Origin of the sequence: Paenibacillus polymyxa (assembly GCF_018614975.1) — a bacterium.
Taxonomy (GTDB): Bacteria; Bacillota; Bacilli; order Paenibacillales; family Paenibacillaceae; genus Paenibacillus; species Paenibacillus polymyxa_E.
This window is the reverse complement of the sequence record NZ_JAGGNR010000010.1, coordinates 18682-39273: the sequence shown is the minus strand read 5'-3', so window position 1 is coordinate 39273 and position 20592 is coordinate 18682. Positions and strand designations below refer to the sequence as shown.

General features: G+C 45.9%; 22 protein-coding genes and 1 other annotated feature. Of the genes, 10 read left to right on the top strand and 12 right to left on the bottom strand.

What is annotated here, in order from left to right; genetic code table 11:
• Positions 1 to 173: 173 nt before the first annotated feature.
• The 3 genes from J7E78_RS07555 to J7E78_RS07545 all read right to left on the bottom strand — a co-directional run bounded on the left by J7E78_RS07555 (position 174) and on the right by J7E78_RS07545 (position 3966).
• A complete protein-coding gene (locus J7E78_RS07555) occupies positions 174 to 2213 on the bottom strand; it encodes a peptidoglycan D,D-transpeptidase FtsI family protein (protein ID WP_215075665.1) in 2040 nt (679 codons plus the stop codon).
• Positions 2214 to 2318: 105 nt separating this feature from the next.
• Positions 2319 to 3413, bottom strand: a complete 1095-nt coding sequence (locus J7E78_RS07550) for a transglutaminase domain-containing protein (RefSeq protein ID WP_251034906.1) — start codon at positions 3411 to 3413, stop codon at positions 2319 to 2321.
• A 70-nt stretch (positions 3414 to 3483) separates the two neighbouring features.
• A complete protein-coding gene (locus J7E78_RS07545) occupies positions 3484 to 3966 on the bottom strand; it encodes an ATPase (protein ID WP_215075663.1) in 483 nt (160 codons plus the stop codon).
• A 190-nt stretch (positions 3967 to 4156) separates the two neighbouring features.
• Here J7E78_RS07545 and J7E78_RS07540 point away from each other — a divergent pair, with 190 nt between their 5' ends.
• Together J7E78_RS07540 and J7E78_RS07535 are read left to right on the top strand one after the other, a co-directional pair.
• On the top strand, positions 4157 to 5332 hold the full coding sequence (locus J7E78_RS07540; protein ID WP_215075662.1) for an MFS transporter: 1176 nt from the start codon (positions 4157 to 4159) through the stop codon (positions 5330 to 5332).
• A gap of 487 nt (positions 5333 to 5819) precedes the next feature.
• A complete protein-coding gene (locus tag J7E78_RS07535; RefSeq protein WP_062837991.1) occupies positions 5820 to 6167 on the top strand; it encodes a toprim domain-containing protein in 348 nt (115 codons plus the stop codon).
• Between the two features lie 75 nt (positions 6168 to 6242).
• Here the strand turns inward: J7E78_RS07535 and J7E78_RS07530 are convergent, their stop codons facing one another.
• Entirely contained in the window at positions 6243 to 6854 is a 612-nt protein-coding gene (locus J7E78_RS07530) for an SCO family protein (RefSeq protein WP_215075661.1), read from the bottom strand.
• A gap of 423 nt (positions 6855 to 7277) precedes the next feature.
• Between J7E78_RS07530 and J7E78_RS07525 the strand changes: the two genes are divergently transcribed.
• Complete coding sequence (locus J7E78_RS07525; protein ID WP_215075660.1) at positions 7278 to 8258, top strand: metal-dependent hydrolase; 981 nt, start codon at positions 7278 to 7280, stop codon at positions 8256 to 8258.
• Between the two features lie 117 nt (positions 8259 to 8375).
• Here J7E78_RS07525 and J7E78_RS07520 read toward each other — a convergent pair whose 3' ends face one another.
• Entirely contained in the window at positions 8376 to 8597 is a 222-nt protein-coding gene (locus J7E78_RS07520) for an alpha/beta-type small acid-soluble spore protein (RefSeq protein ID WP_056702318.1), read from the bottom strand.
• A 120-nt stretch (positions 8598 to 8717) separates the two neighbouring features.
• On the opposite strand from J7E78_RS07520, the gene J7E78_RS07515 reads away from it, so the two are divergent.
• Positions 8718 to 8918: a hypothetical protein gene (locus tag J7E78_RS07515; RefSeq protein WP_215075659.1), complete on the top strand. Its 201-nt coding sequence runs from the start codon at positions 8718 to 8720 to the stop codon at positions 8916 to 8918.
• A gap of 114 nt (positions 8919 to 9032) precedes the next feature.
• On the opposite strand, the gene trpS is transcribed toward J7E78_RS07515, so the two are convergent.
• The gene (trpS, locus tag J7E78_RS07510) at positions 9033 to 10025 is read right to left on the bottom strand and encodes a tryptophan--tRNA ligase (RefSeq protein ID WP_036605729.1); all 993 of its coding nucleotides are present in this window, start codon (positions 10023 to 10025) and stop codon (positions 9033 to 9035) included.
• A 74-nt stretch (positions 10026 to 10099) separates the two neighbouring features.
• Positions 10100 to 10367 (bottom strand) — a binding site (T-box leader).
• A 245-nt stretch (positions 10368 to 10612) separates the two neighbouring features.
• On the opposite strand from trpS, the gene J7E78_RS07505 reads away from it, so the two are divergent.
• A complete protein-coding gene (locus tag J7E78_RS07505; protein ID WP_215075658.1) occupies positions 10613 to 11596 on the top strand; it encodes an aldose 1-epimerase in 984 nt (327 codons plus the stop codon).
• Between the two features lie 191 nt (positions 11597 to 11787).
• Positions 11788 to 12021: an alpha/beta-type small acid-soluble spore protein gene (locus J7E78_RS07500; protein ID WP_105601328.1), complete on the top strand. Its 234-nt coding sequence runs from the start codon at positions 11788 to 11790 to the stop codon at positions 12019 to 12021.
• Between the two features lie 86 nt (positions 12022 to 12107).
• On the opposite strand, the gene J7E78_RS07495 is transcribed toward J7E78_RS07500, so the two are convergent.
• Positions 12108 to 12518, bottom strand: coding sequence for an O-methyltransferase (locus J7E78_RS07495; protein ID WP_215075657.1), 411 nt, complete (start codon positions 12516 to 12518; stop codon positions 12108 to 12110).
• Positions 12519 to 12793: 275 nt separating this feature from the next.
• Positions 12794 to 14593 (bottom strand): M3 family oligoendopeptidase, encoded by a 1800-nt coding sequence (locus tag J7E78_RS07490; protein ID WP_215075656.1) that lies wholly within the window; start codon positions 14591 to 14593, stop codon positions 12794 to 12796.
• Between the two features lie 301 nt (positions 14594 to 14894).
• Here J7E78_RS07490 and J7E78_RS07485 point away from each other — a divergent pair, with 301 nt between their 5' ends.
• Positions 14895 to 15065: a YycC family protein gene (locus tag J7E78_RS07485; protein WP_017692379.1), complete on the top strand. Its 171-nt coding sequence runs from the start codon at positions 14895 to 14897 to the stop codon at positions 15063 to 15065.
• Positions 15062 to 15295, top strand: a complete 234-nt coding sequence (locus J7E78_RS07480; protein ID WP_017692378.1) for a hypothetical protein — start codon at positions 15062 to 15064, stop codon at positions 15293 to 15295. The genes J7E78_RS07485 and J7E78_RS07480 overlap by 4 nt, the downstream gene beginning before the upstream one ends.
• A gap of 12 nt (positions 15296 to 15307) precedes the next feature.
• Here J7E78_RS07480 and J7E78_RS07475 read toward each other — a convergent pair whose 3' ends face one another.
• Both J7E78_RS07475 and J7E78_RS07470 read right to left on the bottom strand, forming a co-directional pair.
• Positions 15308 to 16039 (bottom strand): DUF2225 domain-containing protein, encoded by a 732-nt coding sequence (locus J7E78_RS07475; RefSeq protein WP_215075655.1) that lies wholly within the window; start codon positions 16037 to 16039, stop codon positions 15308 to 15310.
• A gap of 43 nt (positions 16040 to 16082) precedes the next feature.
• The gene (locus tag J7E78_RS07470; RefSeq protein WP_036605723.1) at positions 16083 to 16460 is read right to left on the bottom strand and encodes a globin domain-containing protein; all 378 of its coding nucleotides are present in this window, start codon (positions 16458 to 16460) and stop codon (positions 16083 to 16085) included.
• Between the two features lie 559 nt (positions 16461 to 17019).
• Between J7E78_RS07470 and ylbJ the strand changes: the two genes are divergently transcribed.
• Positions 17020 to 18273 (top strand): sporulation integral membrane protein YlbJ, encoded by a 1254-nt coding sequence (gene ylbJ, locus J7E78_RS07465; RefSeq protein ID WP_215075654.1) that lies wholly within the window; start codon positions 17020 to 17022, stop codon positions 18271 to 18273.
• Positions 18274 to 18377: 104 nt separating this feature from the next.
• Positions 18378 to 19181 carry an NAD kinase gene (locus tag J7E78_RS07460; RefSeq protein WP_215075653.1) on the top strand — a complete coding sequence of 268 codons (804 nt, stop codon included), beginning with the start codon at positions 18378 to 18380 and terminating at the stop codon, positions 19179 to 19181.
• Positions 19182 to 19206: 25 nt separating this feature from the next.
• Here J7E78_RS07460 and J7E78_RS07455 read toward each other — a convergent pair whose 3' ends face one another.
• On the bottom strand, positions 19207 to 19626 hold the full coding sequence (locus tag J7E78_RS07455; RefSeq protein WP_251034894.1) for a YutD family protein: 420 nt from the start codon (positions 19624 to 19626) through the stop codon (positions 19207 to 19209).
• A 14-nt stretch (positions 19627 to 19640) separates the two neighbouring features.
• The gene (gene lipA / locus J7E78_RS07450; RefSeq protein WP_215075652.1) at positions 19641 to 20540 is read right to left on the bottom strand and encodes a lipoyl synthase; all 900 of its coding nucleotides are present in this window, start codon (positions 20538 to 20540) and stop codon (positions 19641 to 19643) included.
• Positions 20541 to 20592: the final 52 nt, after the last annotated feature.

The following is a 20592-nucleotide window of genomic DNA, read 5'->3' as shown; positions in this document are numbered from 1 at the left end:
TCAACGTTATCCCGTTCTCCGGATCGCGTTTACCCTTCCCTTATATAAACGTGGTACAGCTCATATGGTTACATATTAATGCAATTAATTAGTTCATTCTTACGATCCATTCTCACCGTAAGAACAAAAAAAGAGGACCCGCCAAGGTCCTCTCTCTAAACGAATACTTTACATCACTGTGTGCCTGATTCCGAATTTGAATCTTTATTTTTGTCCTTTTTCGGTACACCGTCGAGACCGAATTCTTCGTCATAGGCATCGAAGATGGCACGTGCAACCGGAGCAGCACTGCTCGAACCAAAGCCCCCTTCGGGGATAACCACAGCGACAGCAAGCTTCGGATTATTACGTGGTGCATAGGCGATAAACACCCCGTTATCCACCAGTTTACCACCTACTACCTGTGTCGATGTTCCTGTTTTTCTGGCAAAGTCATAAGGGAATCCGCTAAATGCAGATACCTCGGTTGCCATGCCTCGTTGTATTTCATTCCAGTAGGCATCGTTAAACTCCACCGTACTGAGTACCTTCGGTTTTACTTTCTCAACCACGTTGCCTTCCGAATCCCGGAACTCTCTAACCAGTTGTGGCTCCATCCGCTTTCCTTTGTTCGCCAACATTGTAGTGTACTGAGCGAGCTGCATGGTTGTATATTTTCCTTGTTGACCAAAGGAGGCATACACCAGCTTGGTCAAAGAACTCTCAATGCTGTCCTTACCATATTCTTTGCGCCCAAGATATTCATTAGGCAGGTCAACACCTGTGGAGATACCTAACCCAAATTTCTCCATGTATTCGTCCCACACGTCGACACCCTTTGCACCATACTTGGAGTAAAGCTTTTTACCAATTTCATCAATCATGAACACGTTCGAGGAATGACGAATCGCATCACGAGGATACAATGCACCATACACATGCCCTGATGAGTTCTGCACTCTGCGATTGTCTCCACCAAAGGTCGTTGAACCCCTATCTGAATATACGGTATTTGTAGTGAAGAAACCTTCTTTCAAACCGATCAATACACTGAGCGGTTTAATTGTAGAACCAAGCAATACAACAGATTCCGCCCGTTTACCTGAATCGTCTGGCGGGAATCCACGAATGGTACCATTTTGATAAATATATTTTATTTTGTCGTAATCTTCAGAACTTATACCGCCAGTTCTCCATACGTTGGTATCATAATCCGGCATACTGGCAGCAGACACGATTTTCCCAGTATCCACTTCCATCGCAACTGCAAATCCGGTCTTGGCATTTGGATGCAATTTACCGGAAACCGGATTCCGATGAAGCCAACTCAACTGATCCAGAATGGCCTGTTCTGTTTTTACCTGAACGTTCTTGTTAATGCTGGAAATCAGGTCGTAACCTTTCTCCGGCGGAGTAGAACCAGCCACACCTTCAGGCAAATTACGCAAATCAACATCAACGGATGTATATCCGCTTTTACCCCGCAGGGCATCCTGATATTGCAGCTCCAGTCCATCAAAGCCTACAAATTCATTCTCCGTATACACCAGGCCCGGATCTGTTTGCTTTTTATTGGCCTCGTCCACCTCTTTGTATTTGTTCAAAGACTTCGAACTTCTGAACTTCTTCAGATAACCGATTGTCTGAACCGCTACCGTATCCGGATCGTAGAATCGTACACTCTCCTCGACGATCTGAATACCTTTGAACTCATCCTTATGTTGCAGGAAATAAGCGACTTCTTCCTCGGACAGATCACTCTTGATCAGACGCGGCATAAAACCGTTCGCTTTGCGGGAGTTCAAGTCCATCTCTTCAATAATTTTCTCCACCGTAAGTGACTCTGAATCCTTCAGCTTGTACTGTTCAAACACATCATGCAACCGGGATGCAATATCCTGCACTTCCCCTATGTTAGGACTCGGTTTCCCATCAACATCCCCATAGTTTTTATAAAGCGTAAGGTAGAGAGACTGAATGGGCTTGGAGTAAGCCAACTTCACCTCACCTGTAGAATCATAGATCGTGCCTCTCACAGGAGGAAGCGGTACATCCTTGGTAATGTTGCTTGCTTCTTCCTGACTGAGTTCAGGTCCTTCCACGAATTGCAAAAAGGCCAAACGTACAATAATAACGCTAAAAATAACAAAGGAAGCGAAGAAAAATACGTTCATCCGGTAACTGAAGCGCCGTTTGTCTGTAAGTTCATCCTTCTCATTGGAATGTTTTTTCATCCATCCTACCTCTTTCATGACTTGATGCATACCGCTCAAACTGATTCTTCGCGGCATGATAACCTGGCAACGTCGTCATATTCCGGACCCATGTCCCTTGTAATGCTAAGCTGATTGATCCTTTAGATGGGTGTCGGCAAAATTCGGAGGATTAAACCAGTCTCCACTGATCGCCCATGTCGGGTCAAGCGGAACCCAGCTCTCGGTATCACTCAAATACACCTCATTCCACGCATGCGGACCGTACCCTCCCTGGCCGTTATAACCAAGTCCTGTAACCACTTTGACTTCAAGTCCTTGTGAACGGGCCATGACCGCATAGAGACGAGCATAATCAATACATACGCCTTTACGTGTATCAAATGTATTCTGCGGGGTCTGTTCATGCCATATGCCCTTTTGCTCATAGTCATCCACTTTACCATAGTCATACTGAATACGTGATCCTACCCAGTCATATAACGCTCTTGCTTTGGCTTCATCTGTCGATTCGCCTTTGACAACCTCACGCGCCGCAGATTCAATGTCCTTCGGAATATTGTGGTCGATGACTTCATACTTGCGTTGCAGGATGCCGCCCAGTTCCTTCTGCACAGCCTGCGTAAATACGGGTAGCTTGTCCTTGATGAACGTGCCAGACAACGGTTCGATAACCGATTTGGCCCCTTGCATATAGATCGGAGATGCCTCCACATATCGACTGAACATGCTCCCAGGGTAAAGACTGACAATCATGAACAAGACTGCAATGACAATCATTCCGCGGACAGAGCCTATAATCGTGCCAATGAATGCACCCGTCAACCGACTAAACATACCTTTAGGTGTACTTTCCTCGGCTGACCCCTGCCTGCTGTTAAAAATAAATGAAGAGAGGAACCCGAGAATCAGTCGGATGAGTCCATAGCTAAGTACAAATAATACAGCGAACCGCATCAGCGGAAAATCTGCAATCGCCGTAACCAACGTATAATACATCTGTTCCCACCGGTTCAATTCACGGTTAGGCATGTCTGAAGCATATGCAGACAACCACCGCTGTACATATGGCGCAAGCCACAGCGTTAAACCGATCGACAACAGAATACCAATCACCGCCATAATGCCATCCATCAGGAACCCAAAGAGTCTGCCTGCTGAACGCGAAGCCCCTCTGGACCAACCCTGCAATAATGAAGCAGCCACAATCAGCAACAGCATAATCGTGATGCCATTCAATTCCTTCAGGCTGTCCAGCCAATTCTGCAGCACGTACTGATTCCCCCTTTTACTACGATGCTGGTGCTGTTTTATTCTCCTGTGCCTGTTCGACAAACGTACGTATGTTTTCATTGTCGAGTTTCCATTCGCCAAGTGAAATTCCGCGGAAGGTCACATCAACTTTATCCGATTGAGTTCTGCCTTTAATCTCCACATTGGGACTTGTGATGGTGAACGCTCCATCCTGTCCTTTGACGTATTTCGCTTTGGAAGCCTCCTTCAGCATCATGCTGGTTGCTTCCTTCTTCAATGTGTCCATCGTGCTGGATTGTACGTCTGTCACTGTCTGTTTGATCTGATCAATGGAGATGCCGCTGTATATCAGTAGAGCCGCAATAATGATGATGGCAATCGCCCATTTCAATACGGTTTTGACCACATTTAGAACAAAGAACAATATGATCAATGCAACCACGATCACCAGCCAGTTCTGCATCAGAAACTCTTTGATTACTTCTATGTTCATGACTACACCTTCCGTATTAGAATTCATTTGTAACACTCCCGAATATTATACATGATTTCCGAAGCTGCTGTCAGCTAAGCCCTCTCCCTTAAAAATAAACGGTCTAAGTTCGTCCCGCCAGGCGTACAAGTAGTACCATGAGGTTCTGCCGGGCGAACGGGGAACACGTTCAAGACCTGTAATTGGAACATGCATCGCTTAACAAGGAGGGGCTTATGTGAAAACGGCCATCTGGCTATACCTGTTTTTGTTCCTTGCCGTATTTGATTTGCACGCCCAGTATCCCATTCTGACCCCATTTGCCATCTCGCTGGGAGCCGCCCCTACCTTCATTGGCTGGATGATGGGCATCTATTCCTTAACGCACCTTCCTGGCAATCTAATTGCCGGGACACAAATCGATAAACATGGCAGTCGCCGCTACATTGTATTCAGTCTGCTTGGGGCAGGATTCATCTTGCTCTTGCAAGCCTATGTCCATACCCCGTGGCAACTGCTGGCGCTGCGTTCCATCAGCGGTTTTGTGCTGGCCTTCCTGTCACCCGCATGTCTCGCCCTGCTTGCTCAGCTATCCAGCGATCCGGTGAAGCAGGGGAAGTATATGTCGGGTCATGGGGTAGTCCATACCCTCGCCTCAGTTGTATCTCCAGCAGCCGGTGCGATCATTGTGGGTTCTATTGGATTTTCAGCTACATTCTCAGGCTTAGGTTATCTGCTTATTCTCACAGGTGTCATTGCATTCATGACCATGCCCCGTGGTATCGTCAAGCAGCATAAGAAAGTAACGGAACCTGCCAAAGCTGACGTTGCACCCGCAGAAGCTACAAGTGTATTCCTGCCGGTATCCTGGCGCTACTTTGTCCTGCCCCTGGTTATTGCCTGTGCGCAGGGGATTCTGTTCTTTGAATTACCTCTGCGGGGAGGAGGACATTCATCCATGATGTCTACCGGTCTTTTGTTCTCCATAATCAGTATTGGAGCCCTCTTCACACTCAGCATGTTATTTCTCAATCGGTATTCCCCCAAACTGCGTCTGGTTGCGGGTGTGCTGCTGATGTCCTTGAGTTTTTTTGCAATGGCCGCCATTCCGCAAATCCCGTTGTCTACCGTATTATTTGTACTTGGGATGTCCAAAGGCATTATCTTTCCAGCTATGGCTACCCTATTTATCCGTCTGAGCGGAGGAAGCAGGTTAGGCCGCATTTTCTCGCTGCAATCCATCGCCACCTCCATTGGCTCTTTCATCGGCCCCATCACAGCCGGGCAACTTCGTGTCGGGTTATCACCCTATTTCATCGCGTTTCTTTTGTTAATGATTGGTATGCTGCTGCTTCCATACTATAATTCCAGACGCAAACCTTCCCTGTCCGATCCAAAAAGTATATTGAATTAGGCCTGTATTTGCATTAGCTTTGCATCATTCCCCCATTTACAGCTAAACTATATACAATGGACTAACGTTTTACACGTTAATAAAAGCTAACTGGGAAATCTATCTTTTACAATCACCGAAGGTTTTATCTTATTGAAGATCATTAAGATTGAACAATTAGCCAAAAGTAGTGAAGGGGACGGAATCGATTTTGAAGAAGCGGTAGCGTTCGCCTTTGTCTCCAAATATTAACTTTATAAAAGTAAATCAGAAATATATGGAGACAACAGCGATCGGAAGAACGATCCGTAACCGGAACGGCCACTGCCAGCTATTACTGACCTAATGATGCACATGAGATAAGATTTCAGAGAATTGTCTTGATGGGTTGTTCTATCCAGTTAGCAAACGTGTAAAGAAAGGAGTCCATTTTATATAATCAGTCGATTTTCGCTACAACATTTCCCGGGGAATGTCGACATAAGCTCTCGAACAAGAGGTGAGTATCATGCCTATTCATGTCATTGTGGAAGGTAAGAATGACCGAAGCAAACTGAAACGTCTGGTTGGACCCGAAATCAACATTCTATGTACGTTTGGAACACTTAATTCCCTCAAGTTGGAGACCCTGCGCAAGCAAGTCGGTTACGATGAAGTCTTTTTATTTATGGATAATGACAGTTCCGGCAAAAAAATTAGAGGTGTACTTCGGGATGCTTTCCCGGATGCAGTACAGATGTATACACGACGAGGATATGCGGGTGTGGAAGGAACACCTGATGAGTATATCATTGCCCAGCTGGAGAAAGCCGGGTTAGAGACATACATCCAATACCCTGAACATCCTTCCTTTTAAAATGAAATACCAAAAGGCTGCCTTTGGGTTGATATCCAACCTGAAAGCAGCCTTTACAGTATGATGATCAGATGATTATTCCTTAATCAGATTGCGAATATCCTCGGCAATGACAGCTGGCACAACGTCCTCTGTATTAAATGCGTTATATACCTTGCGCAGCTGGTTGTTCTCATCCACCAGACCAATCATGTTCATATGGGCAAAATCATCCTTACTCTCCCCATCGATCAGGATCTGGAATGATTCCCTGGCAAACTGTTTGGTTTTGTCCATATCCCCTCGCAAGAAGTACCATCCGGAATAATCCGCATGGAAGCGGTCCGCAAACGTCTTAATCTTCTCTCTTGTATCGACTTTCGGGTCGAATGAAATGGATACAAATGAGACATCTTTACCAAAGGTGTCGTCCTCTTTCAACAGATCCTGCACCTGGGATAACGTAAAGGTCGTAATAGGGCAGACATCCGGACAACTGGTGAAATAAAAGTAGAACAAGCGGACTTTCCCTTGAGTATCCTCCAGTGATACCGTACTGCCATCTACATTTTCCATAGAAAAGGATTGGATTCCACGAATCTCGGGTAATTTTTCCTTACTGGCAAATACGGTGCCCCACATCAGATACACAGCCATTATCAGTGCGAGCCCAAGCAGCATCCATGTCCATTTGTACTTTTTCAGCATCTTCCTCGTCCCTTCTGTATCTTCTCTTATGAATACGCATACATATGCGAATCCAAATCACGTTTGTTACGCTTCATCCATCTACTGTGACATATGTATTCAAAGAAACCTACTTTTTATGAGATTCTATATTATTGTAACGGTTAAAAGGAACAATGCCCATACATATTTATGTAACATAACCAACCTCGTATTCACTGACGCAACTTCTCTCAGTATCCGATATAAAGTTTATCATAGGAAACACCAAAATAGTTTGACAAACTTCGTACATTTATTGGGTATGGAACAGTTAATTGTAATAACTTTGAAATTAAGGATATTTTGCATCCTGACAGACGGATATTATACACTATATATGGGTATCACCTAGATAGAGAAGTAATATGCCTTAGAACGATACACCACACAAAGGAGACGTTTATGGATACCTCTACACATTTTGTCATGGGAATTGGTCTAGCTGGTCTGGCTTATGTCGATCCTGTCGTCGCGGCGAGTCCCGTGCTTGCAGCTGCGGTAATGGTTGGCACGATCGTCGGTTCCCAGGCCCCTGATATTGATACTGCGTTACGTCTCAAAAGCAATTCGCTTTACATTCGGAATCATCGGGGCTTGTCTCACTCTCTGCCATTTCTCCTGTTATGGGTTTTGCTCATCACCGGAGTCATTGCACTGATATTCCCTGGTGTCCCTATTGGACACGTTGCCACCTGGACCGCTGTGGCCGTAGGCTTTCACGTATTCACCGATCTGTTCAACACCTATGGAACCCAAGCCGCCCGGCCTTTTACGGAACGCTGGATCGCCTGGAACATCATTCATATTTTTGATCCGTTTCTATTCACTACACATGTCATAGCTATCCTGTTATGGGCCTTTGATCTGATCGCTCCTGCTCCACTCTTCGTTACGTTGTATAGTTTGACCGGTATATATTATATATGGCGAACGATTGCTCGTGCACAAGCGGTCAGAAAAGTTAGACGTCTCGACAACAGCCCAGAGCAGGCAAGATACATCGTCATTCCAACGATATCCTGGAACCGCTGGCATGTGGTTAAACGAGTTGAGGACGGCAGTTATGTGATTGGTAAAATGGATGGTTCTAATCTGGCATGGAGTCTGCACGCCTCGTCTTCTACTCATGCGGCCGTTGCTGCTTCACGCAAATCGCCGGAAGTCAGTGCCTTCCTCTATTTCACCTCCTATGCGGTGGCAGAGGTTGAAGAACTGCCTGCCGGTTACAAGGTCCGCTGGGCAGATGTACGTTATCGACACCGGAAACAATATCCATTTGTCGCTGTGATTGTGATGGATCGAAATTTTGAGACGATTGATACGTATGTAGGCTGGTTAAGCGATGAGAAAATGGATAAAAAACTTTTATCTGCACGCCCTTGACGAAGTGAGCATGGCAAGGCACAATCAAATATAGGAACTGATACGCGAGAAAGCCCGGAGCGTTTCCGCTCCGGGCTTTCTGTTTATCCTGTTTAGTTGCTGTTTGGTTAAGATGAATTATTTGCCAGACCCAGCCAGAGACTGCTCAGCGATTTGTACCAGACGTTTGGTGATATATCCACCCAAAGATCCTGTTTCACGGGAAGTGTAGTTACCATAGTAACCGTCTTGTGGGATCGTTACACCCAGTTCCTGTGCAGCCTCCATTTTCAATTGTTGCAATGCTGCAGTCGCTTGAGGTACCACCAAGTTGTTTGAAGAACGAGATCCTTGAGCCATAATTTATAATCTCCTTTCAATCTGTGTCTGTAATGTATTGCAAGCTTGCAAGATTATTATGGCTCGTACGCTTCAGGTTATACGGAATTTCACTAAATTAGTAGATGGAGGTTTTTCCCAATGAGCAAAGGCTTATCCTTATGGTTTGCATTCTCTTCGATTATTTTGTTAGCGGTTACAGCAATTACGATTTCCTACTCCGGTTGGCTTGCTGCACTACTATTTGTCCTGTCCATTGCCAACATTGGTTGGGGATTTGTGATTCGTGCCAAAAAAGAACGTCAGGAAGTTCGCTCGGCTGCTTCAAAGCCCACTTCTTGAGCAGGTCATTTGATAGTTCAATAATGAACGCACCAATAAAGAGGAGTCCTTCATTAGGGCTCCTCTTTATTCATGTTAACTATTCATTGTGTGAAATGAATATCTTGTTCAGCACTACTGTTTACGTCTCGGAACAAATCCCATACGTTCTTTCACTGCATCTAACGTTTGAGCAGCAACTTCTTCTGCACGACGAGCTGACGTATCCAGAACATCCGCCAATTCGCCAGACTCACGAATCTCATTATATCGTTGTTGCAGCGGTTCAATCACAGATACAACCACTTCAGCCAGTTCCTTTTTGAACGGACCGTACATCTTGCCTTCATAACGCTCAGCTACTTCCTTAAGCGTCATACCTGCACATTCAGCGTAGATACTCATCAGATTGCTAACTTCCGGTTTGTTTGCCGGATCATATACGACTTCACGTCCCGAATCTGTAGTCGCACGGCTGATTTTTTTGCGAATCACATCCGGGGGATCCAGCAGGGCAATATAGCTGCCAGCATTAGGGTTACTTTTGCTCATTTTCGAAGAGGCATCATCAAGTGACATTACCCGTGCACCTACCTGTGGAATATAAGGGTCTGGAATGGTGAAGTACTCCCCATAGCGGTGGTTAAAACGTCCTGCCAGATCACGTGTCAGTTCCAGATGCTGCTTCTGATCCTCACCTACTGGCACAAGGTCAGCATTGTATAACAAGATATCAGCCGCCATTAATGACGGATACACAAACAATCCGGCACCAACGGAATCTTTACCGGATGATTTATCCTTAAACTGAGTCATGCGTTCAAGCTCACCCATGGAGGTCAACGTTGTCATCAACCAGCCCAATTCCGCATGCTGCGGTACATGGGATTGCAGAAATACGTTAGATTTAGATGGATCAATGCCTGCTGCAATAAAAAGTGCAGCTACCGCTTCCGACTGTTCGCGCAATGCTGCTGGCTCCTGAGCCACGGTGATGGCATGAAGATCAACCACCATGAAATGACATTGATAGTCATGCTGGAGTTTTACAAAATTTTTGATTGCACCAATATAGTTGCCCAGTGTGAGCTTACCGCTTGGCTGAATACCTGAAAGTACTGTTTTCATTACACATAACGCCTCCCTGATTGTATATAAAAAAAATCCTGCCATTCTCTGCGAACGCAAAAAGGCCCACATCCGCAAGGGACGTGAGACCGTGGTGCCACCCTTATTCGCTTTTCTTCGATTGCTCCTGACCCTGAATCAAGTCAAGCCGAAGAAACGCCTTCATTGTTCCGTAACGTGGATTATACGGCAGACTCTAGTGGGGCAAGCCCAGCTCTGGCTTAACCTGTTCAAATCTACACTCAAGGGTCCATTCGGTAAAGAGCTCACACCGGTTCACATCAACCACCGGCTTTCTGAAGAGGATTCTCTTGGCCTACTTATCCCTGTCATCGATTTCATGTCATTCAATTCTAATAAATGCTTTTAGAGTTCCATCTTAATGCGCACAGGCGCGAATGTCAAAATGAGTTGAACTTTTTTACCCGAGACATCAAAATCTGTTATGATGGAATTGCTTATCCTGTTGCCTGCTTCACACGAAATAGCGCAGGAAATAGCTGGCATGTACACAACGACACGCCTGCAGCAGTAGCTTCATCACAACTGCTGGCAGACAGATTTCAAGTGGGAAAAGGAGCATCGATATGAAACAAGTGACCAAAGGCCAATGGAATGGTTACGACACGTATATCCTACATAGCCGTGAATTGGAAATCACCCTGCTGCCGCGTCTTGGAAATAATATTATTTCTATTCGTGATTTAGTGCAGGACAGAGATGTCGTCCGCCGTCCGGATGAAGACGATCTTGCCTTTTATCTGCAGAAGCCGTACCATTTCGGCGTTCCTCTCCTGATTCCACCCGGGCGCATTCATCGTGGACAATTCGAATATGAAGGCGTTCGTTACCAGTTCGATCAGAACACGGCGAATGACAACCATATTCACGGTCTCCACCGTACCCAATCCTGGTGTGTCAGTGACATTGAGGAAGATGAAGACGGCTGTGCAATTACGACTGAATTACTGACCGAAAATGAAGAGCATTGGATGGCTCAATTCCCGATTCCCCTGAAACTTGAGATGACATTCAGTCTGCAAAACGCTGTATTTAGCCAGCGTCTGCGAGTCACCAATCTGAGCTCAACACCCGCTCCTTTTGGGATGGGATATCATACATGGTTTTTGCTGGACGGCAAACCTGCCGACTGGACACTGCAACTGCCTGTTTCCGGAATATACGGACAGAATGAAGAACAACTACCGACAGGTGAACTGGAATCTCTGGGTGAATGGTCTACTCTTAACAAAGGCATCAATTTGCAGGGACGTAACTGGGATACCCTGTTGAAAGCTACCGAAGGTGAACCGGCTACGGCATACTTACGCAGGCAAGATGGATATACATTGAAATATTCAGCAGATGAAGCATTTTTCAAACATTGGGTTCTCTTTACCAAAGGTGAATCCGATCAGTTCTTGTGCATTGAACCGTACACTTGGCTCCCGGATGCACCTAATTTGGCTTTATCGGATGAACAAACCGGGTTGATTCGTTTGGAACCAGAACAGCCTGTTGAGTTATTCACACGTATTGAGGTTATACCTCCTACAGACCAAGCGAGCTGATCATCCTCTATTTTGCTTTTACAATCACCATATATTTTGATATCCAAACAACTTGCCGACCCGCATTGGGTCGGCTATTTTATGTGACCTGTGCACTGATATTTATCCATATTTTCCCTTTATCCATATCATGTATATTTCCTTATTCTCTAACCATACTAACATCACCAAGCCATAAGGAGGTGACACATATGTACGGAGGTCAAAACCAAGGTAGCGGTAGCCGCTCCAACAACCTGGTCGTTCCCCAAGCAACTGCAGCATTGCAACAATTGAAAATGGAAGCTGCACAAGAGCTGGGTGTAACTATTCCACAAGATGGTTACTACGGTAACTATACTTCCCGTGAGACAGGTTCTCTGGGTGGATACATCACTAAACGTCTGGTGCAAATCGCTGAGCAGCAATTATCGGGTCGTTCGTAAGCTCGTAATTAATGCTTGAGCCTAAGCAGAATCCAAAAAGTAAAAGCGGCCTTCTTCGGAAGTGCCGCTTTCTCTTGTTCAACGAATTATGAGGTCGACTCCATATCTGAATCCTTGTATGTATTGGTTCTAGGGTAACGAATCATCAGGCTTGCCATATTGTAATTAGACTCCATCGTTGCATCTACCAAAATCATACCTTGTCTTACTGTGAAGTCGTACGATATTTCGCCATGTGTCCAATTGCGTTTGAATTTCAAAGTCTCCAGTGCCATCGCCCGGAAAGAAGCTCTCTGGGTTTCGTTTAGCCCCCCTTCCTCCACATCCATCTGCCCATCTCGTCCAGCTATCGGATTATGTCGAATACCGAATTTCCCAATTACGTTGTTTCGTATTTGCACAAAAACTACCCCTGAATCTAGCCCTGATAACTCATGATCAAGTTCTTTGAATACCAGATCCAACTGTCTCGCTAATGAAAGCTCATCAATTTTCATATTAACACTCTCCTTATATGCTTATAGTCCTATAAATCAAGGACTTACGACTCATTATATGACATTATATGTGTTTATTCAACAAACAACGGAAAAGTTGGGTATTTCTAACTATGATTTGCACAATTAATTGCCATTCCAATTCCTTAAACTGAGCTTTTTCACTTAATTACGACAAAATCTTCGAGAATCGAAAATGAGGATTCTGTACAAAAAGAGGCTGCAATCCCGTGTCTGTTAACAGGGGATTGCAGCCTCTTTCATATATATTCAACCTATTTTTCGGTTGCCGTCATCTGTAGAAACTGCTCAATATCGGCAATAACCAAGTCCGCAGCATTTTGCCAGAATTCCGGTTGTGTCAGGTCCGTACCGAGATGTTTCTGAGCAAGTTCTTCGACCGTCATACGCCCTGTATCCCGCAACAAATCATCGTATTTATCTGCAAATGCTGTTCCTTCTTGCTGTGCTCTCGCATAGATTCCCGCACTGAACATATAACCGAACGTGTATGGGAAGTTATAGAATGGCACACCTGTCAGATAGAAATGCAATTTGGATGCCCAGAAATGCGGATGATCTGATGCAAGTACACCACAGAACGCTTCCTGCTGTGCTTCCACCATTAATTTGGATAGCTCATCCGCGTTAACCAAGCCTTTTTTGCGTTGTTCATAGAAACGATTCTCAAACAGGAACCGGGCATGGATGTTCATAAAGAAAGCCACACTTCGCTGTATCTTGTCTTCCAGCAAAGCCAGCTTCTCTTGCTCATCTGTTGCCGCCTGAACCAGAGCATCTGCTACAATCAGTTCAGCAAACGTGGACGCTGTCTCAGCCACATTCATCGCATAACGTTGATTCAATGCAGGCAGCTCTTCCATAATGTGTTGATGATATCCATGACCAAGTTCATGCGCAAGAGTCGACACATTAGATGGTGTCCCGGAGAAGGTCATGAAAATCCGGGTTGCTTTGCTAAGTGGCAAAGACGTACAGAATCCGCCTGGACGCTTGCCAGGACGGTCTTCTGCTTCGATCCAGCGTTTCTCAAAAGCCATCTCTGCAAACGAGGAAAGTTTAGGACTAAACTTGGCAAACTGTTCAACAATATTGATGGCTGCCTCATCGTAAGTGATTTTGCCACTTGATTGACCTACAGGTGCATCTACGTCGCTCCAGCTGAGCTTGTCTACCCCTAGCAGTTCTGCCTTGCGCTCCAGATATTGAACAAGCGCAGGTTTGGCACCATTAATTACATCCCACATCGTATCCAGTGTCTGACGTGACATCCGGTTGATAGCCAGAGGTTCTTTGAGGATATCATCCCAGCCACGTTTCTCATATAACTTCAGACGGAATCCCGCGAGGTGGTTCAGCGTGTCAGCGCAGAAATCTTCGACATCGGTCCAAGCCTGCTCCCAATTTGCAAATACCGTCTCGCGTACATTCCGATCACTATCGCTCAGCTTGTTGGCAGCCTGTCCTGCGGAGAGCATCACCGTTTCCCCATCTTGCTCAAATGGAATGTTCACCTTGCTGACAATCGTGTTGTAGAATTTGCCCCAACCATGGTAACCATCCACACCCAGATCCAGAGCAAGGCCTTCCAGTTCCGGCGACAGCTTCTGACGAGCCAGCGAGCGACTCTCGTTCAGTACAAATGCCAGCTGCTGAATATCATCCCGAGCAATCCAAGCGTCCCACATCAAATCCGATGTCTGACTGAGTGTATTATCGAACTTTGATTTGCTGCCGTTCAGCATCGCTGCAATAGAACTGATGGCCCCTTGAAGCTGAGTTGCTTTTTTGTCCTTCTGGTTTTGTGATGAGAGACAGGATACAAACGCAGAACCTTCCGATATGCGAACATAACAGCTTTGCAGCAGTTCCAAAATCGGATCAAATGCAGCCGTCTCTTCTAATGAAGTCGGTGCAGGTGTTTCGTTCAACAGATGTTGCAGTTTACGTACATCCTCTTCCAGTTCAATCAGATACGCAGCGAATGTCTCGGAGGAAGAACCTCCACTAAAAATGGGCTCCAGATCCCATACGGGGTGTAATGGCGTTTTCATTTAATAAGGCACCTCTCTCTATAAATTGGATGGTTAGGATTGAATTAAAAACTGGTTTTCTGCGTGCCATATCTCTATACTAGAGAAATAGCTACAGAGGTTGTTCAAAAAGTCCACTTTTGATTACGAATCATGCCTAACGGCATCATCAGCATCGAATATGAAATTCAGCCGAAATGTCCGTTGCTCACGTAGTTTGCCTACGCTCCGCTACTCCATTTCTAGCTTCATTCCATCTTCTCGGTACTGAAAACCAGTCTTTTTGAACATGTATTTATAGTAACTTTCAGGAGGTAAACGTATGAAACCTTTACAAGTATCGGCTGATACAGCCGTCAAATTAGCAGAATCCCTGGGCGTACCTTTGGAGCACCTGATGCACATGCCCCAACATATCCTGATGCAGAAGATTGCGGAACTCGCCAAACAAGAAGCCTCTAAACCTTCCGCACCAGAAGGCGAACAAGAATGATTCCGTTTGAGAACAGCTGGCCTTACGATATTGTGATGGGAGACATCTATGTACAGCAATGTCCCTACTGTCATGCAAGCAACGTGCTGCTCCCCCTCAAACCCAAAGAGCTTGTGCTCATTCGCGAAGGCAAAAAGAAATTACTGGTCTTTCCCTGCTGCAATACAAGCATGACCGTGATCGACAACGACAGTGACTATTTGTTATCCAGCCGTCCTGTCCGTAACTAATGTAAGACCAACTTAGAGGGGGCTGCGCTTCGCAGCCTCTTTGTCTGTTTCCCGCATCTCTTCAGGGAGTTCCAACTTACTTGAAATCATCTGCTCACGCAGCACGGCCCACTGCTCCCTTGAAGCACGAATCATGGCCGCATCTGTGATCCGCTTGTCATGAATGACCTTGCTGAACCATTGCACTGCTTCATTAAACCGTCCTACCCTGCGGTTCAATTCCCCTAGCAAATACAACAGTTTGGCTTCATTGCCACCCGTTCCTTCCCGTTCGAACACCTTCACATAGGCTTCAAGGCTAAATTCAAGAAAACGATGTTCCTGTGCATGGTCTTCCATATAACGATACAACCAAGCGATATGATGCAACAGACCAGCGACGACACGATCTTTCTCCTGGATAACCTGTGCGCACAGCAAGGCAAGCTTGTACGTAGCTAGCGCCTGGTCCAGTGTTCGTGCTCCACTATAATCACGTTTAACCCAGCGGTTACCGATCTGATCCTTAAAAGCCTTGCGCTGAGCATCATTCAAATGGTCCGTTGCGTTCTCCGTCGAGGCAAACCCGCACTGTGGACAGATGCGAACCACATAAAAATCTGGATTCTCCAGCTTGTAGTAAGCACAAAAATCCGAATCCGTCCGGTAGGGCCTTTTCAAACTCGGTCTTACCCGTGAGGTGTCATACTCGGTTTCGCAATAATGACAGGTCACTTTCACCTTATACAGCGGCTCTAATTCCAATCTATTCCATCCCTCTCCCGTACGCTTATAATCATATTCGGAACTACGGTGTATTCACAAAATGATGTGCAGGCCCGGATAAACGCTGCAGGATAAACGAATGCAAGGGCTCCTCCACACCAATCTGTGTTAAGGCTTGATCCATGCATGCAAGCCAAGCCTCAGCCCGTTCTACCGTCACTTCAAAGTGCATATGACGGGCACGCATCATCGGATGTCCAAATGCCTCGGAAAATAGCCCTGGTCCTCCAAAAAACTGAGACAAAAACATATACTGCTTGTCGATGACAGGCTGAATATCTTCCGGGAAAAGCGGAGCCAGCTGCTCATTCTGCTGAACGATCGGATAAAAGGCCTCGACCAGTGCGCGAACACCTTTCTCACCGCCAAGATTGTCATAAATACTCAAACTGGGATTCATTCGTCTGATTCCCCTTTCTGATGTCGAATTTTGCCATATATTACACGTTCCGTGAACATTGTGAAAACAGTAACAATATCCAGGCTACAAAAGCCTTTATCTCCATTCTATCAAAAAAAACCAAAAAGTCCTATATCACATGAAATCATCAGGACATGTAACCTGCCATCTGTATATAGGACCTTCTTCAAAACATGACACAAAAAAAGCGCCAACCACATAGGTTGGCGCACTAGATATTCATTAATAACTCCGCCAGTCCTCTTCCTCAGAGCGTACCAGCGAGGCACGTATCACATATACAAAAGCACAGACCAGGATTCCGGTGACAAGACTCATGATCATCACTCCATCCGAAAGAATTCCACCTTGGAGACCATTAGGTGACGTTCAGGCGTTTTTCTCATTTTAGCACACATCACTCAAAAACACAGCCACTTTTGCAAGCGCTTTCTACGTATTATTTTGTACTGTTTGTCCACTTTTTTTCATATATTGATGGCAATAGCATCACAGACTTCCGCACACCGACCATTCCAAAAATAAAGGAGAAGAATTCATGGCTGCTTCACAACGACTCACCCATGTCCTGGTCACACTCGCTCTCCTGATCCTTTGTGTGTTAATGGTCTTGTATCCAGCGGAAACCTGGCATGCAGGTGTACGCGGACTGTCCATCTGGTGGGACGTATTGTTTCCCTCCCTTTTTCCTTTTTTGGTGCTGTCCGAGCTTCTGCTCGGCTTTGGCATTGTTCATTTTCTAGGTACCTTGCTGAATCCACTGATGCGTCCATTGTTTCGTGTTCCCGGAAGCGGTGGTTTTGTATTTGCCGTGAGCTGTGCATCCGGGTATCCTACAGGGGCAAAACTGACCGCCCAGTTATGGGAACAAAAGCAGGTTACCCGGGAAGAAGGAGAACGGCTCGTCGCCTTCACTACATCATCCGATCCGATCTTCATGATTGGAGCGGTATCGGTTGGGTTCTTCCATAATGTCGCCATTGCTCCAGTATTGGTTGCGAGCCATTACGCTGCAGCTTTTCTGGTGGGTATGCTCATGCGTTTTCACGGGGGTACAGCAGAAGGCTCACAGCCAGACCTCTCTTCTGCATCTCATTCGGAGAAGATACCTAGAAACAGACTGGTCCGGGCCATCTATGCGATGCATGAAGCAAGAAAGGCTGACGGACGGGCATTCGGTGAACTGCTGCGCCAGGCAGTCTCCTCATCCCTTCGCCTTATTATTATCGTAGGAGGGCTGGTTGTATTCTTCTCGGTCATGATGGAGTTGCTTGTACAGACCGGTTGGCTTGGCGGATTATACGGGATAACCGAGCAATTGCTTCGACATAGCGGGCTTCCTCCAGCCTTATCTCCTAGCTTGGTCGGGGGGCTTTTTGAAGTAACGCTGGGAAGCAAAGAGGCTGGAAGTGCCGGGGCATCCATCCCACTCGTCTATAAAGTTGCAGCAGCAGCCTTTGTTCTCTCCTGGGGTGGATTATCCGTCCATGCACAGATTATGAGTGTTCTTAGCAACACACCCATGAGATACGGTCCATTTCTATTCGCCAGAGCGATTCATGCACTAATTGCACCTGTGCTGGTCCTGCTGTTATGGATACCCATGATGGGGCGTTCCTCTTCACCCGCACTTATGGAGCCCGGTTTCATCCCATCGTTATCAACGTATACACCGGACTGGGGACTAATTTTTTTAACCGGAATGATTGTTTTTGTAAGCCTCATCGTGTTGTTGTTATTCCTTGCGATATTAAGTTCCATTCTCAAGTCTAGACGACATGCCAAAAAATAAGTCAACGATTCATCTATATTTAACGGAATATGCGCCCAAACGTTGTGTTCTTCCGCGGAATTGATTATCATCGGTAGTATAATGACCACAAAGGAGCTTTCATCTTGAGATATTATGTTCAAGACCGCGGAGACCAGTTATCGATTGATCTCAGCCAGCAGTTTCATGCGCTGGCGAAGGAAGAAGGGTTCAAGCTGGATGCAGAATCGCCGGAGATTGTGATCTCCATCGGGGGCGATGGTACGATGCTACAGGCATTTCACAATTTCATCGACCGTATTCCGGATATTGCTTTTGTTGGGGTTCATACAGGCCATCTCGGCTTTTACGCCGATTGGAAGAAGGAAGAATTACGGGAATTAGTCAGGCTGATGAGTGGCAAAGGAGATCCGGAGCGTCTCAAACCACGCATTGTACAATACCCGCTATTGGAGCTTGAGATCCGGAAAAAGTCGGGGAATTCCTCATACATCGCCCTTAATGAATTTACGTTAAAAGGTGTAGACGGTACCGTCGTGGCCCAGGTCGATATTAACGATGTGACATTTGAGATGTTCCGTGGGGATGGAATCTGTGTATCCACGCCTTCAGGCAGCACGGCGTACAACAAGGCCCTTGGCGGTGCCATGGTGCATCCAACCATCGAGGCCATTCAGATTGCGGAGATTGCTTCCATTAATAACCGGGTCTATCGGACACTTGGTTCACCGATTATTTTGCCCAAGCATCATCATTGTGATATTTTCTCTCGTAAGGATCAGCGGTTATTAATGACGATTGATCATGTAAACGTGATGGTAGAGGATCTGATATCCGTCCGTTGTCAGGTATCCAGTCACAAGGTCAGTTTTGCACGTTTCCGACCTTATCCGTTCTGGAACCGGGTTCGCACGGCATTTCTCGACTAATACACACACCAAAAAGCGGTCCCTCTCAGGAACCGCTTTTTGCTTTGGCTTGAGGTTGATCTTTGCTCTTCTGAAGCACAAAGTACGCACAGCCAAAGTTACAATATTCATTGATATAATCCACCATACTGGCTATTGTGGAATCCTTCGTCGCTTTTGGATGGTTTTCACGGTAAAAACCTTTTAACCTTAACTGGCTATAACCCCAGTCCCCGATAATATAATCGTAACGCTCCAGCACTTCACTGTAACGATCACGGAAGACCTCTGGATTCCAACCCTCTTTGTGGTTCTGGACGATTTCATAATTTTTGCCGCCGATCTGTACAATGACCGGTTCTTTGGGCTTTTCTTCAACCGATTCAACAACCGATTCCTGAACCGGCTCCTGGATCTGCTCCTGAAGTTGGTCCTGAATCTGTTCTGTGATTTTTTCTTCTTCCAATCCGGTATCCTCCATCACACGTGTGTTGCCGCCTGTTCAGCATGTTTGGTAGCCGATTTCACCTGTTCATGCGCATGGTAGGAGCTGCGTACCATCGGGCCGGATTCGACGTGGCTGAACCCACGTTTTAATCCTTCCTGTTTCAATGCAGCGAACTCCTCTGGCGGATAATATTTTTCAACATACAGATGTTTCTCCGATGGCTGCAAATATTGACCAATCGTCATAATATCACAGTTCACCGCACGAAGATCATCCATTGTTGATAAAATTTCATTATATTCCTCACCTACACCAAGCATAATGCTTGATTTCGTAGGGATGTTAGGTTGCATTTCTTTGGCACGAGCAAGCAATTCCAGTGAACGTTTATATTTTGCCTTGGCACGCACTTTGTCTGACAACCGCTCAACCGTCTCAATATTGTGATTCAGAATGTCCGGTTTGGCATCCATTACAATCTGCAAAGATTCCCGATCGCCCAGAAAGTCTGGAATGAGTACTTCAACGCTGCACAATGGCAACCGCCGCCGTACGGCCTTTACCGTCTCTGCAAAGATCGTAGCTCCCCCGTCTTTCAGATCGTCACGGGCTACACTTGTAATTACGCAGTGTTGCAGATTCATCTGCTCTGCTGCTTCCGCCACACGTTCTGGTTCCTGCAGATCAAGTTCCGTTGGCAAGCCTGTATTCACCGCGCAAAACCGGCATGCCCTTGTGCAAATATCGCCCAAAATCATAAAAGTGGCCGTTCGGTTGGCCCAGCATTCATAAATATTCGGACATCTTGCTTCCTCACATACCGTATGCAGCGTTTTAGAACGCATCATCGTTTTCATTTCCTGATAGTTATCGCCGGTTGTCAATTTGATCCGAATCCAATCCGGCTTCGGTTCTTTAACACGTTTTGCCAATGCATAAACCTTCTTTCTACTGAAGTTAGGCTGTTGCTCGGAACATATTATA